Genomic DNA, 16079 nt, shown 5'->3' on the forward strand with positions numbered 1-16079 from the left:
ATGAGAATCATTATAATACAATATGCAAATCATTTGCATCGGAGGTATTCAATGAAACAATATCGTACTAAATATAAAGATGTTATTATTGACTATATGAAACAGAATGAAGATCATCGTTTATGTGCTAAGGATATCTATCAAGCATTAGTTGATAAAGGATTAAATGTGAATCTTGTGACAGTTTATCGTAATTTAGATAAATTATCACAGCAGGGATTATTGCAGAAGCATACACTTTCAGATGAAGACAGTGTGTATTATCAATATGCCAGAGAAGAAAAGTGCAATCATCATCTTCATTTATTATGCAAGAAATGTGGGAAAATAACTCATTTAGAATGTGATTTGATGGATATCATTCGTACTCATTTACTAGAAGATCACGGCTTTGAGATTGATTGTAAGGATTCTACAATTGTAGGATTATGTAAAGATTGCAGGGAGACTACTCATGCTTAAAAGGATTGGTTTATTGATTCTCTCTTTATTATTGATGACAGGCTGTACAACGCCGACTAAAGAGCAATCTTTTAATATCGTTGTCACTAATTTTCCTTGTTATGATTTTGTTCGTGCAATTACTAAAAATGATCCGGATATCTCTATAAAGATGCTTATTAAACCAGGAATGGATTCTCATTCCTATGAACCAACACCACAGGATATGGTTGCTATTAAAGAGAGTGATTTATTCTTTTATGTAGGAGGAGAATCAGATGATTGGGTGGGTAGCCTGCTTGCAGATATGAATCCAAAAAGAATTGTAAAGATGCTTGATCTTGTTTCAAATCTTAAGCTTGAAGAACATGTTGAAGGGATGGAAGAAGAAAAACATGAAGAACATGATGAACATGAAGAAGAATATGATGAACATGTCTGGACAAGTCCTAAAAATACAATGGAGATTGTCGAAGGATTAAATAAAAGAATGTGTGCTTTGGACAAAAATCATGCCTCAAAGTTTAATAAGAATACTGAAAACTATATTGAACAGATTGCGTCTGTTGATTATTCGTTTAAACAAGTAGTTAAAAATGCGAAAAGAAAAGACATAGTTGTAGGAGATCGTTTTCCTTTGCTCTATTTTGCGAAAGAATATGGTCTTACATATAGTGCAGCATTTCCAGGATGTTCTGAACAGACCGAACCAAGTGCTGCAACAATTTCATACCTCATCGATAAGGTTAAGAAGGATCACAATCCTGCTATATTTAAAATTGAATTATCCAATGGACAGATAGCACGTACTATTTCTGAAGAAACAGGTACAAAAGTACTCACTATTCAAAGCATGCATAATGTGAGTGCAGAAGATTTTAATAATGGTGAAACATATGTTTCAATTATGCGTAAAAACGTAAAGGCGGTAAAGGAGGCACTTCAATGAAGACACTTATAAAAGTGGATCATTTACATCTAGGTTATGACAATCAAGAAGTGATTAATGATTTATCTTTTGATATACAACAAGGTGATTTTATTACAGTATTAGGACAAAATGGTGCAGGTAAAAGTACCCTTATTAAGGGACTGCTTGGTCTTATCAAACCTATGGCAGGACAGATCACATATTATATGAATGAAAGAGAAATAGGTTATATGCCTCAGGAAACTAAGGTAGATCGCCACTTTCCTGCCTCTGTATATGAAATAGTATTATCTGGAGCATTAAATAGAGTTGGTTATCGACCATTCTTTAACAACAAAGAGAAGAAACTGGCTGTAGAATGTTTAAAGACACTACATATAGAGAATTTAAAAAACAGTTCTTTTGGAGAATTATCAGGAGGACAAAGACAGAAGGTCCTACTTGCAAGAGCCCTCTGCGCAACAAGAGAATGCCTTGTTCTAGATGAACCTTCTAATAATTTAGACTATGATTCTAAAGAAGAATTTTATGCTGTCTTAAAAGAACTTCACCAAAAAGGTCTCACTATTATTATGATTACTCATGATTTAGCCTCACATGAAGTCATTGGTAATAAAATTCTTCATCTAGATAAAGATAATTATAGAATGGAGGAAGTAAAATAATGAGTACATTACTCCATATGTTTAACTATACATTTATTATTCGTGCATTTATTGTCGGTTTACTCATTTCATTATGTGCAGCAATGCTCGGTGTAAATCTTGTATTAAGAAAGAATGCGATGATTAGTGACGGGTTATCCCATGTTTCTTTTGGTAGCTTTGCGATTGCAACAGTACTTGGCGTAGCACCACTTTATTTAGCTGTGCCAGTCGCAATTATTGCGGCAGTGGCTATTCTTAAACTCAACAACAATCATCATATTCATGGTGATGGTGCTATTGCAGTTTTATCATCTAGTTCACTTGCCATTGGAATCATGGCTATCTCACTCACAAGTGGTGTCAATACAGATATCAATAATTACTTGTTTGGTAGTATCCTCTCACTCAATAATCAGGATATGATAATTAGTATTGTATTGTCTTTGGTTGTATTAATACTCTATGTCTTCTCTTATCACAAGATGTTTGCTTTGACTTTTGATGAAGATTTTGCGAAAAGTACAGGTATTAACGTAGAATTCTACAACATCATTATTGCGATACTTTGCTCATTGACAATTGTACTTGGTATGCGTATGATGGGCGCATTACTTATTTCAAGTTTGACAATCTTCCCCTGTCTTACATCCATGTATTTCTGCAAGGATTTCAAACATGTAGTAATTTCTTCTGCCATCCTTTCTTCTATTTGTTTTATTATTGGTTTATCTATTTCTTATCTCTATGCAGCTCCAACAGGTGCTTCTATTGTCATTGTGAATTTAGTTGTTTTATGTATTACACAGCTAATACATAATGTCAGTACAAAATAGTAATTAAGTCTTTTCATTATCTTATAATTCTTATATAATGTTTACTCGTGGGAGCGTAAGAATATGGAAATCGATTTATCAAAGCCGCTTCCTGATGAAGTTGTATTTATCCTTCGTTCTAAAGCTTATGAATTTCAGAGGGATGGCGTAGAAAAGATTGTTGCACAAGATATTGAAGATTATCTAAGAAATGTCACATGGAGAAATAAAGTATCTCTTTCTTTTTGTGATATGATTGATGATATTATGTCTTTGCAGTTCTCAACAATTTTTGAATATCTACAAGCTAAAGTCATTAAGGAAGCAGAAACTAAAAACTTAGCAGACTTTCAAAGTCTGATCATGAAATAACTCATTATTTCAAATAAAGGTGGCTTAACAGCCACTTTTTGATTAGAACACTTATTTTGACTTTTATGCCTATATTTATTAATATAGTAAGGTAGTTAATTTTAAAGAGGTTATTTATGAAATATAAAACAATACAATTAAGCCATACAGAAGAAATTATGCAAAAATATGGTGTCAATTCTTTAATGGCTAAAGTAATAGAAAGTAAAAAAATAGATCAAAAACAATTTGAAGCCTTTATGGATCCTCATCTTATATATCATGATTTCTCTTTGTTTGAAGAATCTGACGAAACACTCGAGCGTATTGAAGAGGCAATAGAGAATAAAGAAAAAATCTGCATTTATGGAGATTATGATTGTGATGGTATTCTTGCGACAGCTATTCTTGTACAGGCTTTTCATGAACGAGGTGTAGAAGTAGGCTATCATATTCCAAATCGCTTTACAGATGGTTATGGCCTTAATATAACTCGCGTAGAACAGATGGCAGAGAAGGGCTATTCTTTGATTATTACTGTAGATAATGGAATCAAGGCATTTGATGCAGTAGAAAAAGCAGGAGAACTTGGTATTGATGTGATTATAACTGATCATCATGCATTTGATGCTGAAGTACCTGTAGCTTATTCTATTATTCATACAAAGATGTCACCTCGTTATCCTTTTAAAGAAATATGTGGTGGCTTTATAGCTTATAAGCTTGCAGCAGCTCTTTTAAAACATCATGATCCCTATTTGTTTACTTTAGCAGCTATTACAACTCTATCTGATATGATGCCATTATTGGATGAAAATAGAAGCTTGGTAAAACGTGGCTTACAATTCATGAAACAATATAAATACCCTGCATTAGAACTGTTAAAAGGAAGTAGAGACTATGATGTGACAACCGTTGGTTTTACAATAGCACCTCGTATTAATGCCTTTGGCCGTTTACCTGAACTCGTAAATCCGGTATGCTTAGTAAAGTACTTTTTAAAAGGAACAAATCCTGCCTACTTAGAAAAGGTATCAAATTATGCATCTAAAGTGAATTCTAAGAGACAATCCATGACGACTTCCTTATATAAGGAAGCAGTGACTGATACTACCTCACCTTGCTTATTCTATGGATCAGAAGATATGCATGAAGGATTAGTGGGACTTGTAGCTGGTAAGTATGCCAGAGAATATGAACAGCCTGCATTTGTCATGCATTATGATTCTAAAAAAGAAATATATAAGGGGAGTGCGAGAGGAATTGATGGTTTTAACATCTATGATTTCTTTAAGCATCATGAAGATCTCTTTGTACAATATGGTGGTCATGCGATGGCAGGTGGTTTCACTATCACAAAGTCAAACTATCCTTTAGTCTATGATGCTCTTGTCAATGATTTACAGGACTGTCATTTTGAAGTGAGTGAATCAGTGATTCCTATTACTCTTGATGATACGACAATTCATAATGTAGAAACTTTAAGTTTACTCGCTCCTTATGGTGAAGAAAATAAAGCACCACTCTTTATTATGGAAGATGTTACGTGTAGTAGAGTAGACCGTTTGTCTGAAGGTAAACATTTGAAATTCCATTTAGGAGATGAACAGGTTTCTGCCCTTGCTTTTAATAAAGGGCAGAAGTATGAGGAAGTTGTACATAAAGAGTCTATGACTTTGGTGGGTACTTTATCTATCAATGTTTTTAGAGGAAATAAGTCAATTAACTTTATTGTAGAAGAAATCTTATAATTCATATAATCTGTAAGGATTTATTTTTGAATTTATACTGTATTCATCGTTTTGTGATGATATAATAATGTATTGTATAGGAGGATTCGTTATGGATTTTAAACAGCATATTGCATCTATTCCAGGATTTCCAAAAGAAGGAATTATCTTTAGAGATGTAACACCTTTATTAGAAGACAAGGATGCATTCAAAGCTTGTATTGATGATTTAGCAGCACATGCAAAGGATTTAGGTGCTGACATCGTTGTTGGACCTGAATCAAGAGGATTCATCTTTGGATGTCCAGTGGCTTTAGAATTAGGATGTGGTTTTGTACCAATCAGAAAGCCAGGAAAATTACCAAGAGAAACAGTAAGCAAGAAGTATGATCTAGAATATGGATCAAATGAAATCTTCATGCATAAAGACAGCATCAAGCCAGGTATGAAAGTTTTGATTGTCGATGATTTACTTGCTACTGGTGGAACTGTAGAAGCAGCTGCTGCACTTATTGAAGAAATGGGTGGAGAAGTTGTTGGTATGGAATTTGTTATTGAACTAGAAGAATTAAAAGCAACTGAAAAATTAAGTAAATACAATATTTATTCTCAGGTTAAATACTAATGGAAAACTCCTTTTTTGGAGTTTTTTATTTAAATGAATTTATATTTCTGATTAACACAAATAAATAGGAAATATCAGAATTAGTGAAGTGATATTTGTATCATTCCATTCTTAGTCTCTTTTTGTTGTGAGTGAACTATGTTATAATTGAGGTAATATATGAGGGGGGTGTTATTATGAAATATAAAGGCGCAGGGGACCCAATGAGTTACGACGACGTCCTTGCTCTTGTTAAGACATATATCACAAAAGAAGAAAGCTTGGCTCTGATCCAGAAAGCTTATGATTTTATCATGGTGAAGCACAAGGAACAGAAAAGAAAAAGTGGTGAACCCTATACAATTCATTTGATCTGGGTTGCTTATATTCTTGCAACATTACAGACTGGACCAATCACTATCGCTGCTGGATTACTTCATGATGTCATGGAAGATTGTGATGTACCTCGAGAAGAAATGATTGAAAAATTTGGTGAAGAAGTCACTACACTTGTAGAAGGTGTTACAAAGATTACTAAGATGCCTTATATGGAAGAAAGTGATTTCCATGCTGAAAATCATCGTAAAATCTATATTGCGATGGCTAAGGATATTCGTGTTATCTTGATTAAATTAGCTGATAGACTTCATAATATGCGTACGCTTCAATATATGAGCCCTGAAAAGCAGCAGCGTATTTCTAGAGAAGCATTAGAAGTCTATGCGCCAATAGCGCATCGTTTAGGTATTAATGATATTCGAGTAGAATTAGAAGATTTATGTTTATTTTATCTTGATCCAAAAGCCTATAAAGAAATTGCTGCGCTCCTTGATAAGAAGAAGAGTGAAAGAAAAGATTCAGTTGATGCAATGATTAAGTCAGTGGAAAAGAATCTTGAAGGCACAAATATCAAATATCGTATTAAGGGTCGTGCAAAGCATATTTATTCTATCTATAAAAAGATGGTTTATAAGCATAAGCGTTTTGATGAAATCTATGATTTAAATGCTTTGCGTATTATTGTACAAACTAAGAATGAATGTTATGAAGTATTAGGTATCATGCATGAAAAGTATCGTGCGATTCCTGGACGTTTTAAGGATTATATTGCCATGCCTAAGCCTAATATGTATCAGTCATTACATACATCTGTTATTGGTGAAAAGGGCTATGTATTTGAAATCCAGATTCGTACTGAAGAGATGGACGAACTCGCTGAAAGAGGGGTTGCATCTCATTGGCGTTATAAAGAAGGTAAGAAGTATAATGCGAAACAGGAACAGAAGGAAATTGGAGAAAAGCTTCAGTGGATGAGTGAGTTCATTACTGTAAGTGATGAAATGAAGGATAATGAGGCTAAAGATTTTTATAATACGTTACAGCGTGATATCTTTGAAGCCAATGTTTATGCTTTAACACCTGCAGGTCGTATTGTGGAATTACCGAATGGGTCTACACCGATTGACTTTGCTTATCGTGTTCATACAGAAGTTGGACATCATGCGGTTGGAGCAATTGTGAATGGTGTTATGGTTCCTTTTGATACCAAATTAAAAACAGGTGATATCGTAGAAATCAAGACCAATAAGAATTCTGGTCCAAGTGAAGGCTGGCTGAAGTTTGTAAGAACAGCGGGCGCTCGTAATAAGATTCGTCAATATATCACAAAACATGAAGAAGAAAATAAAAAACAGATTATTGAAGAAGGAAGAAGACTTCTTAGGGATGAAATCAGGGCAAGACAGCTTGATGAGAAGACTTATATGAGTCCAGATACTTATAGAACATATCTTGGCTCATTTGGTGCCAATACATTTGATGATGTACTTTTCGCATTAGGTAAGAAGCATGCGACTGCTTCTACACTTCTAGATAAGGTGGCTCCGCAAAAAAGAGGTTTCTTTGATAATTTGTCACAGATTCTTCGTCACAATAACAATATTCAGGAATTAAATAAGAAACATGAAAAGAGTATTGGTGTGGCAGTCACTGGTGTAGATGGATTAAAGATGCAGTTATCTAAATGTTGTAATCCTATTCCTGGTGATAAGATTGTTGGTTTCGTATCTAAAGGACTGGGAATCAAGATTCATCGCGCGGATTGCCCAAACGTCAAGAGTGTCGCAAAAGGACGTTTGATTGATGTTTATTGGGATTATCCTAATATTGAACAGAAGCGCTTTAATGTGGATCTGGAAGTCGTTGGACTAGACCGTCCTAATTTATTAAGTGATATTGTAACTTGCTTAAGTCAGGTGAAAGTGAATATTCTTAAGATCAATGCGAATATTATGGATTTAGATGCCCATATTCGTTTAACATTATCTGTAGAAAATGCAGAAATCTTACAGAATACAATTGATAACATGAATAAAGTACAAGGTGTTGCAGAAATTCGCCGTGTTATTCATTAGTGGCGAAAAACTCATAGGCTTACCTATGGGATGAAAACCAAATAATTTTTACAATTTACAATTGAGATTAATAAAATCAAAGTATTGAATAATGAATCAAAATAGTATAAACTAAACATCAGGGAGATTGATTATACTTCCATATCGTAAGATAAAAATTTACCGTTAATGTGGTCGTTGGACTGCTTGGTAATAGAAGTTCTTACTTAAATAGATTTACACTTGTATTCCAAAGTCTAAAAATGATGTACGATTACAAGCTAAACTTGACAGTAAGAACCCCACAGGCTTGCCCGTGGGAGTAGTCAGTCATTAGTGACTTGAATTAAATATACTTTTGATTTATAATCACCTTATATTCAGTGAAGAAGATTAAATAACGGACATTCATAGAGAGGTCATGGCTGGTGGAAATGACTAATGAGAAGTTATGGGACACTTTGGAGAATGCTTTAAAAAAGCACGTTGGTAACGTTATAACTAAATAAAGTGCATGATTTATTCATGAACTAAGGTGGTACCGCGTATAAAACGTCCTTAGATTGAGGGCGTTTTTTTATTGTTTAAAAAGGAGGAACCTATGAAATACAATAGACCAAGAGGGACAGTAGATATTACCCCTGGAAATTCAGAAAAATGGATTGAAATGGAACAGCTATTAAGAACTGTTGCAGCAAATTACAACGTAAAAGAAATGCGTACACCAATCTTTGAGCACACAGAACTATTTAGTCGAGCAGTTGGTGATACTACAGATGTAGTGACTAAAGAAATGTATACATTTAAAGATAAGGGAGATCGTTCTCTTACTTTAAGACCAGAAGGTACTGCTGGTATTGCGAGAGCTTATGTAGAAGATAAGATGTATGCTTTACCTGAAAAGCTACAGAAAGTTTACTATATGGGACCAATGTTCAGATATGAACGTCCACAAAATGGTAGACAGAGACAGTTCCATCAGTTCGGTGTAGAAATGTTAGGTGTTGAATCACCATATGTAGATGTTGAATGTATGCTTATGGCGGTGACTATCGTTGAAGCATTAGGTATTAAGAATATCAAATTGCATATCAACTCATTAGGTGATGATGAATCAAGAACTGCATATAGAGAAGCTTTAAAGGATCATTTCAGACCTGTGCTTAATGATTTATGTGAAGACTGTCAGGCTCGTTTTGAAAAGAACCCATTAAGAATTCTAGACTGCAAAGTCGATGCAAAAAATCCAGTAATGGCTTCTGCTCCTCGTACAATTGATTATTTAAGTGAAAAAGCGAAAGCACATTTCGATAAAGTCTGCAATTTATTAGATGATTTAGAAATCGAATATGTTGTAGATACGAATTTAGTAAGAGGATTAGACTACTATTCTCATACAGTATTTGAAATCATCAGTGATGATCCAAAGTTAGGAGCTGGCTCTACTATTGGTGGTGGAGGGCGCTACAATGGTCTTGTTGAAGAACTTGGAGGTCCTGCGACTCCTGGTGTAGGCTTTGCATTTGGTATGGAAAGACTAATGCTTGCATTAGATGATGAAGATGATGAAGAAAATGGTATTGATGTTTATGTTATGCCATTAGGTGATGAAGCAAGAGATTTAGCGATGCAGATCATCACAATGCTTAGAGCAAACGGCTTTACTTGTGATATGGATTATGCAGGTAGAGGCTTAAAAGGACAGTTCAAGTCTAGTGACCGTTTTGGTGCTCATCTTTCTATTATTATTGGTGAAGATGAAGTAAAGGGTGAATATGTAAATATCCGCTGCAATCATTCTAAAGAACAGAGTGAAGTTAAATTAGAAGATATCTTAAGTTATATTGAAAATCATTATGAAGGAGATCATGAACATGAATAGAACTCACAACAATGGAGAACTAAGAATCACTGATGTCAATAAAAAAGTAGAACTTATTGGCTGGGTAGCTAAAAAGAGAAACTTAGGTGCTTTAGTCTTTGTAGACTTAAGAGACCGTCATGGTATTACACAGGTAATATTTGATGAATCTTTCAATGAACAGTTAAAAGATGTTAAGAACGAATATATTCTTGATATCAAAGGTACTGTCGTAGAAAGAAGTTCTAAGAACCCAGATATGCCAACTGGTGATATTGAAATCCAGGCTGAAGAAGTAAAGATTGTCAATAAGGCTGCGACTACTCCTATGATTATTGCGGATGAAACTGATGCCTTAGAAGAAACAAGAATGAAATATCGTTATCTTGATTTAAGACGTCCAGCTCTTCAGAAGAACATCATAAGACGTGCTAAGATTGTCAGAGCTATTCATGAATATTTAGATAGTGAAGAATTCGTAGAAATTGAAACACCATATTTAAATAAATCTACACCAGAAGGTGCAAGAGACTTCTTAGTACCTTCACGTGTACATAATGGTTCATTTTATGCATTACCACAGTCTCCACAGTTATTTAAGCAGTTATTAATGGTAGCTGGTTTTGAACGTTATTATCAGATTGCTAGATGTTTCCGTGATGAAGACTTACGTGCTGACCGTCAGCCAGAATTCACTCAGGTGGACGTAGAAATGAGTTTCATGAATACTGATCAGGTGATTGGTATTGGTGAAGGCTTAATCAAGAAGGTTATGAAGGATGTTATGAATATTGATGTTCAATTACCATTTCCAAGAATGACATGGCATGATGCGATGGAAACTTATGGTATCGATAAGCCTGATACACGTTTTGATTTGAAACTCGTTAATTTAAATGAAACAGTGAAGGATGTTGACTTTGTCGTATTCAAGAGTGCACTTGAAGCAGGAGGACATGTAAAAGGTCTTAATGTCAAGGGGGAAGCAGATAACTATTCACGTAAGAAGATTGATGCTTTAACTGAACTTGCTAAGAAATATAAGGCTAAAGGTCTTGCTTGGTTAAAAGTGACTGATAAGGGTGTATCTGGACCTATCGCAAAATTCTTTACTGAAGAACAGATGAGCGCCTTATTAGAAAAGATGAATGCTGAGGTAGGAGATTTATTACTATTTGTGAGTGATACTCATTATATGGTTGTATGTGATGCTCTTGCAGCAATCAGAAATCATTTAGGTAAAGAATTAAAGTTATATGATCCTCGTCAGTTCAACTTCTTATGGGTTGTTGATTTCCCAATGTTTGAATATTCTGAAGAAGATGGAAGATACTATGCAATGCACCATCCATTCACTCGTCCAAAGGATTCTGATCTAGATAAGATTGATACAGATCCAGCAAACTGCTTAGCAGATGCTTATGATATTGTTTTAAACGGTTTTGAACTTGGTGGCGGATCTCAGAGAATCTATGAAGAAGAATTACAGGATCGTGCCTTCAAGGCTTTAGGATTCACACAGGAAAGAATTGATGCACAGTTTGGCTGGTTTGTGGATGCATTTAGATATGGTGCACCACCTCATGCTGGATTCGCATTAGGATTAGACCGTTTCGCAATGTTATTATGTGGATGTGATTCTTTAAGAGACGTTATTGCCTTCCCTAAGAATACAAGTGCAACTTGTCCAATGTCAAAAGCACCTACACCAGTAGATAATGATCAGTTAAAGGATTTAGGAATTGAGGTTACTGAATATGAATCAGAAGAGAATAAATAAAGTATTAGAAAAGATGGAAGAAAGAGGCATTGACTATTTATTAGTCGCTGACCCTGTTTCTATCGATTATTTATTGGATTATGTTAATCATCCAGGTGAAAGAATGTATGTCATGGTTCTTTCTTCTAAAGGAAATCATCAGTTATTCTTCAATAACTTATTCTATGTAGAAAAGGACTTAGGCATGCCTATTACTTGGTTTGATGATACAGATAATGCTCCAGCATTACTTGCAGATTATTTAAAGGATGCAAAAGTAATTGGTGTAGATAAGAATATGCCAGCACGTTTCTTGATTCCTGTACAGGATCGCGTCAATGCGAAATATGTTTTAGGATCACTATGCGTGGATGAAGTAAGAATGCAGAAGGATGATGAAGAAAAGGCACTTATGTTTAAAGCAAGTGAAATGAATGATACAGCAATGGCTGAAGTAAAAAGATTACTTGCAACAGATAAGACTGAAATTGAAATGGATGAAGCATTACTTGCTTACTACAAGTCATTAGGTGCATCAGGGCATTCATTTAGTCCAATCATGGGTTATGGTGCCAATGGGGCTAACCCTCATCATTCATGCGATGATAGCCGTTTAAAGCCAGGAGATTCTATTATCGTTGATATGGGATGTATCTATAAAGGATATTGTTCTGATATGACAAGAACATTCTTCTATAAAGAAGTATCCCAAAAGCAGAAAGAAGTATACAATCTTGTATTAAAGGCAAATGAAGCAGCTGAAGCTGCTATCAAGCCAGGTATGAAATTATCTGAAATTGATGCAGTCGCAAGAAATATCATTACTGAAGCAGGTTATGGTAAAGAATTCAATCATCGTTTAGGTCATTTCATTGGTAAAGATGTACATGAATTTGGTGATGTATCTTCTGTGAGTGATATTATCGCAAAGCCTGGTATGATCTTCTCAATTGAACCTGGTGTTTATTTACAGGGTGATTTTGGAGTTCGTATTGAAGACTTAGTTATGGTCACTGAAGATGGTTGTAAGGTATTAAATAGTTATCCAAAGGAATTAACTATAATTGAATAATTTATGTAGAAAGGATAGTTAGGATGTAGATTCTAGCTATCCTTTTTTGCTTGTTGAAAGATTTATTGAAAAAATGAAATTTCAATCACTATACATTCAGTATTTAATATTATCGGAATCTTTTTTATTAACTATGTTAATTCATATATAGGTAGAATAATCTTTTTATATTGATTTTCAGTAATATGCTTGATTTTGGATGAAAGTTTTATTTGAATACCCACAAACCACAGGTTAGTGAAAATTAAATTTCATAAGCACCGATTAAACGGCGTTCATGAAGCTGAACCGGACACACGAAATTTCCATCTGTTCTATAATTAGATTAGAAATCAGATGGAGGTATAATCATATGTCAAACAAAGTATTAAAGCCTAAGAAAGCTTCTCTTTATCAGTTCACTCAGAAATATTCCAACAATATTGATAACTGCATTGAATTCTTCAAATCCATGAAATGGCCTGACGGCTTTTCATGTGACCGTTGTGGCTGTCATAAGTATTACCTAGTCAAGCGTGTAGGAAAGACCAAGACTTCATATGTTCTTGAATGCAGTTCATGCCATAAGCAGCACTCACTGCTTTCAGACACTATTTTTCAGAGCTGCAAGCTTGATCTATACAAGCTTCTGTTAGGTATCTTCCTTTTCTTTAATAAAAATAAAGGAATCAGTGCAGTAGAGTTATGTTCAATACTAGACGTCAACTATAAGACTGCACTTCTTCTTGAAAGCAAGTGTAGAATTCTTATGTCACTAAGCAATTCAGACAAGCTGCTCAACAGCCTTTTCTATGAAGCAGATGTCTTTAATATTGGCGCAAAATCCAAGAATAAAGCGGGTCGTGCAAGTGAACAGCAACCTGTTTTGGGCATTCTATCTACAGATAAAGAGAATAACTATCCCCGGTTTATTAAGTTAAGACTCATCAATGATTATACTGGTCTGTCACTTAAGAAAAACATAGAACAGTGCTGTGTATTATCACATGCTGCATTGCTTAATACTGATGGCGAGAAAGGCTTTAATACATTAGGCACAGAAATACAGGTAAAGAACGAGAAAATCAGCTATGAAGAAAAGAATCATAGACTACTCTGGTTAAATATAATAATCGGTAATATTAAAAATAATATTACTGGGATATATCATGGAATAACTAAAAGAGAGATGCCTTTATTCCTGAATGAACAGGAGTATAGATTTAACCATAGAAATATGGGAAAGACTGTTATGGATAAAATCAAGAAGTACCTGCAGAAATCATTTCCTATCAGTCATAGGCAGATAGTCTATATCCTGAATATTTCTGCTCCACACTTCTCTTAAATCGTCACCTGTTGATTATGGGTATTCAAAAAGTTTTATTATTACCATAGTGTTCTTATTGAAAGGATAAGCATCTCGTCGCCAGACTTTCGATGCTTATCCTTTTTTTCTTTCTATAGATTTATTGATCTTAAGAATATGATAAATGATTTATGAAATAAACAAAATAGATAGCGAAAAACTGCCTCTAAAAAGTTTACATCCTAAAAGTACTGCTAGGAGTTCACAACCCTGGCAGTTTTAAAACTTGAGTTAACCTCAAGTCTATTTAGTTACTTGATTTTTTCAGACCCTTTTTTGTGCTATTATATTAAATAAAGGAGTTTACTATGGAAATAAAAAAAGCAGATAGGGCTCATATAGATGAAATAATGAGTCTTTATAAAGATGCAAAGATATTTATGGATAATCATGGCAATAAAGATCAGTGGCCTTTAGGTTATCCTTCAAAAGAAATGATTACTAAAGATATAGATAAAATGTATTTATGTATGTATGAAAATCAAATTGCGGCTGTTTTCTATTATGCGATAGAAGAAGATCAAGATTATAAGGAAATAGAGGGACAATGGCTCAATGATGCACCTTATGGTGTTGTTCATCGTGTTGTTTCTGCACATATTATGAAAGGGGCCTGCAAGTTTATCTTGAACTGGGCTTATAGTCAGATTCCTAATTTAAAGATGGATACGGGAATCAAAAATATCCCTATGCAGAATTTATTAGAATCTTGTGGATTTAAACAGTGTGGGACAATAGTCAATACGCAAGGTATAACATGTCTTGCATATCAAAAAGGAGAAACAAATGAAATATAAATGTTTGATACTAGATCATGATGATACGATTGTAGATAGCACACGTACAGTGAACTTTCCTGCATTCCTAGACTCATTAAGTAAATTGCGCCCTGGTGTTACTATGACTTGTGAAGATTATTTTAAGTATAATTATAAGCCAGGATTTACTGCATTATGTTTTGATATACTTAAGTTCACTGAAGAAGAAATGCATATACAGGAAAACAACTGGCAGTCTTATATTCGTGGTCATGCACCAGTATGTTTTGATGGCATTCATGATTTATTATGGCGTTATGTGAATGAAGGTGGCACTATCTGTGTTATATCTCATTCAATGAAGCATACTATTATACGTGATTATAAGAATAATGATTTACCTGAGCCTTCTATTATATATGGATGGGAATTACCTCCTGAAAAGCGTAAACCATCTATTTGGCCTGTTGAAAGAATTATTGAAGAACTTCATTTAAATAAAGAAGATGTCTTACTTGTAGATGATTTATTACCAGGTATACAGATGGCACGAGATGCGCATATTGATGCATGTGGAGCTGGATGGGCTCATGATATCAAGGAAATCAAAGAAGATATCAAGAATAAATGTACTTATTATGTCGAGTCTGTAAAAGAGTTAGAAGACTTATTGTTTGAGGGAGAGTAAAGATGGAATTAGAAGCATTTTTATTAGTAAAAGAACCATTCAATGAAACAAGTGATTATATTAATCAGCCATTAGATGACAAAGTACGTCTTAATGCAGCTTTAAATAATTTTATGTGGGAAGAAGCAGATGCATGTACTAAAAATCATACGGGAATGATTCATATCCATAAGGCAATTGAAACCATTCAGACAGACTGTCCTTTATTTGTAGAAGAAGTATGTTCAAACATTGATGAGAATGTTGTAGGAGTTTATATGAATGATGTCATTTATGAACCATCTTTTTATCAAACAATGGCCAAGATGATTGATCAGGATATGTTTCCTATTTATAACGTCATCTGGTTTGGTTTATATCCATTAGAAAATGGAGTAGGGGCTTATACGGATGGTCTTGAAAAGCTCGGCTATCATGAAATAGAAGTTTCTTCTATTGGGGAACCTATGGCTGTATTAGACTTCATTAAAGACACTGCACTCTATGTTATTATGAACAATGTGGTATTTAAAGATGGTGAAACTATTGGACTCACTATTGAACAGGTTTTGACTATTCATTTGGGTGAAAGTGAGATATTTGATACACCAACTTTTAGGATAGACGATCCTTTTCTTACCAATTTATGAAAATACTTTCATTTTTAAGTGATATCTATGTAATCATTATTTAATTTGTGTTAAT

General features: G+C 34.2%; 15 protein-coding genes and 1 other annotated feature. All 15 genes read left to right on the top strand.

The features are described 5' to 3' along the window. The first annotated feature begins 51 nt into the window (after positions 1–51). The 15 genes from ACFOZZ_RS00150 (at position 52) to ACFOZZ_RS00220 (ending at position 16024) form a co-directional block, all read left to right on the top strand. A complete protein-coding gene (locus ACFOZZ_RS00150) occupies positions 52–462 on the top strand; it encodes a Fur family transcriptional regulator (RefSeq protein ID WP_040389869.1) in 411 nt (136 codons plus the stop codon). Further along, on the top strand, positions 455–1390 hold the full coding sequence (locus tag ACFOZZ_RS00155) for a metal ABC transporter substrate-binding protein (RefSeq protein ID WP_055233794.1): 936 nt from the start codon (positions 455–457) through the stop codon (positions 1388–1390). The genes ACFOZZ_RS00150 and ACFOZZ_RS00155 overlap by 8 nt, the downstream gene beginning before the upstream one ends. After that, a complete protein-coding gene (locus ACFOZZ_RS00160) occupies positions 1387–2037 on the top strand; it encodes a metal ABC transporter ATP-binding protein (protein ID WP_055233795.1) in 651 nt (216 codons plus the stop codon). The genes ACFOZZ_RS00155 and ACFOZZ_RS00160 overlap by 4 nt, the downstream gene beginning before the upstream one ends. Further along, positions 2037–2852 carry a metal ABC transporter permease gene (locus ACFOZZ_RS00165; RefSeq protein ID WP_147556444.1) on the top strand — a complete coding sequence of 272 codons (816 nt, stop codon included), beginning with the start codon at positions 2037–2039 and terminating at the stop codon, positions 2850–2852. Before ACFOZZ_RS00160 ends, ACFOZZ_RS00165 begins: the two co-directional genes overlap by 1 nt. 63 nt (positions 2853–2915) lie before the next feature. Then, the gene (locus tag ACFOZZ_RS00170; RefSeq protein WP_006505709.1) at positions 2916–3203 is read left to right on the top strand and encodes a post-transcriptional regulator; all 288 of its coding nucleotides are present in this window, start codon (positions 2916–2918) and stop codon (positions 3201–3203) included. Between the two features lie 116 nt (positions 3204–3319). Beyond that, entirely contained in the window at positions 3320–4933 is a 1614-nt protein-coding gene (recJ, locus tag ACFOZZ_RS00175; RefSeq protein WP_278860538.1) for a single-stranded-DNA-specific exonuclease RecJ, read from the top strand. Between the two features lie 91 nt (positions 4934–5024). Continuing rightward, positions 5025–5537, top strand: a complete 513-nt coding sequence (locus ACFOZZ_RS00180; RefSeq protein ID WP_040389871.1) for an adenine phosphoribosyltransferase — start codon at positions 5025–5027, stop codon at positions 5535–5537. A gap of 176 nt (positions 5538–5713) precedes the next feature. After that, a complete protein-coding gene (locus tag ACFOZZ_RS00185; RefSeq protein WP_376814474.1) occupies positions 5714–7930 on the top strand; it encodes a RelA/SpoT family protein in 2217 nt (738 codons plus the stop codon). A gap of 353 nt (positions 7931–8283) precedes the next feature. After that, positions 8284–8472, top strand: a binding site (T-box leader). A gap of 38 nt (positions 8473–8510) precedes the next feature. Beyond that, a complete protein-coding gene (gene hisS, locus ACFOZZ_RS00190; RefSeq protein ID WP_376814475.1) occupies positions 8511–9791 on the top strand; it encodes a histidine--tRNA ligase in 1281 nt (426 codons plus the stop codon). Further along, complete coding sequence (gene aspS / locus ACFOZZ_RS00195) at positions 9784–11550, top strand: aspartate--tRNA ligase (protein ID WP_055288728.1); 1767 nt, start codon at positions 9784–9786, stop codon at positions 11548–11550. Before hisS ends, aspS begins: the two co-directional genes overlap by 8 nt. Next, a complete protein-coding gene (locus tag ACFOZZ_RS00200) occupies positions 11528–12601 on the top strand; it encodes a M24 family metallopeptidase (protein ID WP_055233436.1) in 1074 nt (357 codons plus the stop codon). The genes aspS and ACFOZZ_RS00200 overlap by 23 nt, the downstream gene beginning before the upstream one ends. Positions 12602–12953: 352 nt before the next feature. Further along, positions 12954–13928 carry an IS1595 family transposase gene (locus tag ACFOZZ_RS00205; protein WP_320803638.1) on the top strand — a complete coding sequence of 325 codons (975 nt, stop codon included), beginning with the start codon at positions 12954–12956 and terminating at the stop codon, positions 13926–13928. Positions 13929–14257: 329 nt separating this feature from the next. After that, complete coding sequence (locus ACFOZZ_RS00210; RefSeq protein ID WP_279068737.1) at positions 14258–14746, top strand: N-acetyltransferase; 489 nt, start codon at positions 14258–14260, stop codon at positions 14744–14746. Further along, the gene (locus ACFOZZ_RS00215) at positions 14736–15395 is read left to right on the top strand and encodes an HAD family hydrolase (protein ID WP_055233434.1); all 660 of its coding nucleotides are present in this window, start codon (positions 14736–14738) and stop codon (positions 15393–15395) included. Before ACFOZZ_RS00210 ends, ACFOZZ_RS00215 begins: the two co-directional genes overlap by 11 nt. A 2-nt stretch (positions 15396–15397) precedes the next feature. Then, complete coding sequence (locus ACFOZZ_RS00220; protein ID WP_278780000.1) at positions 15398–16024, top strand: DUF4261 domain-containing protein; 627 nt, start codon at positions 15398–15400, stop codon at positions 16022–16024. Positions 16025–16079 lie beyond the last annotated feature (55 nt).

This window comes from Catenibacterium sp. GCM10023432 (assembly GCF_042651925.1).
GTDB classification, from domain to species: Bacteria; Bacillota_I; Bacilli_A; order Erysipelotrichales; family Coprobacillaceae; genus Catenibacterium; species Catenibacterium mitsuoka.

Excerpts from the sequence above, each read along its gene's own strand:
- ACFOZZ_RS00150 (WP_040389869.1), top strand. The coding sequence starts at position 52 with ATGAAACAATATCGTACTAAATATAAAGATGTTATTATTGACTATATG.
- ACFOZZ_RS00155 (WP_055233794.1), top strand. The coding sequence starts at position 455 with ATGCTTAAAAGGATTGGTTTATTGATTCTCTCTTTATTATTGATGACA.
- ACFOZZ_RS00160 (WP_055233795.1), top strand. The coding sequence starts at position 1,387 with ATGAAGACACTTATAAAAGTGGATCATTTACATCTAGGTTATGACAAT.
- ACFOZZ_RS00165 (WP_147556444.1), top strand. The coding sequence starts at position 2,037 with ATGAGTACATTACTCCATATGTTTAACTATACATTTATTATTCGTGCA.
- ACFOZZ_RS00170 (WP_006505709.1), top strand. The coding sequence starts at position 2,916 with ATGGAAATCGATTTATCAAAGCCGCTTCCTGATGAAGTTGTATTTATC.
- recJ (WP_278860538.1), top strand. The coding sequence starts at position 3,320 with ATGAAATATAAAACAATACAATTAAGCCATACAGAAGAAATTATGCAA.
- ACFOZZ_RS00180 (WP_040389871.1), top strand. The coding sequence starts at position 5,025 with ATGGATTTTAAACAGCATATTGCATCTATTCCAGGATTTCCAAAAGAA.
- ACFOZZ_RS00185 (WP_376814474.1), top strand. The coding sequence starts at position 5,714 with ATGAAATATAAAGGCGCAGGGGACCCAATGAGTTACGACGACGTCCTT.
- hisS (WP_376814475.1), top strand. The coding sequence starts at position 8,511 with ATGAAATACAATAGACCAAGAGGGACAGTAGATATTACCCCTGGAAAT.
- aspS (WP_055288728.1), top strand. The coding sequence starts at position 9,784 with ATGAATAGAACTCACAACAATGGAGAACTAAGAATCACTGATGTCAAT.
- ACFOZZ_RS00200 (WP_055233436.1), top strand. The coding sequence starts at position 11,528 with ATGAATCAGAAGAGAATAAATAAAGTATTAGAAAAGATGGAAGAAAGA.
- ACFOZZ_RS00205 (WP_320803638.1), top strand. The coding sequence starts at position 12,954 with ATGTCAAACAAAGTATTAAAGCCTAAGAAAGCTTCTCTTTATCAGTTC.
- ACFOZZ_RS00210 (WP_279068737.1), top strand. The coding sequence starts at position 14,258 with ATGGAAATAAAAAAAGCAGATAGGGCTCATATAGATGAAATAATGAGT.
- ACFOZZ_RS00215 (WP_055233434.1), top strand. The coding sequence starts at position 14,736 with ATGAAATATAAATGTTTGATACTAGATCATGATGATACGATTGTAGAT.
- ACFOZZ_RS00220 (WP_278780000.1), top strand. The coding sequence starts at position 15,398 with ATGGAATTAGAAGCATTTTTATTAGTAAAAGAACCATTCAATGAAACA.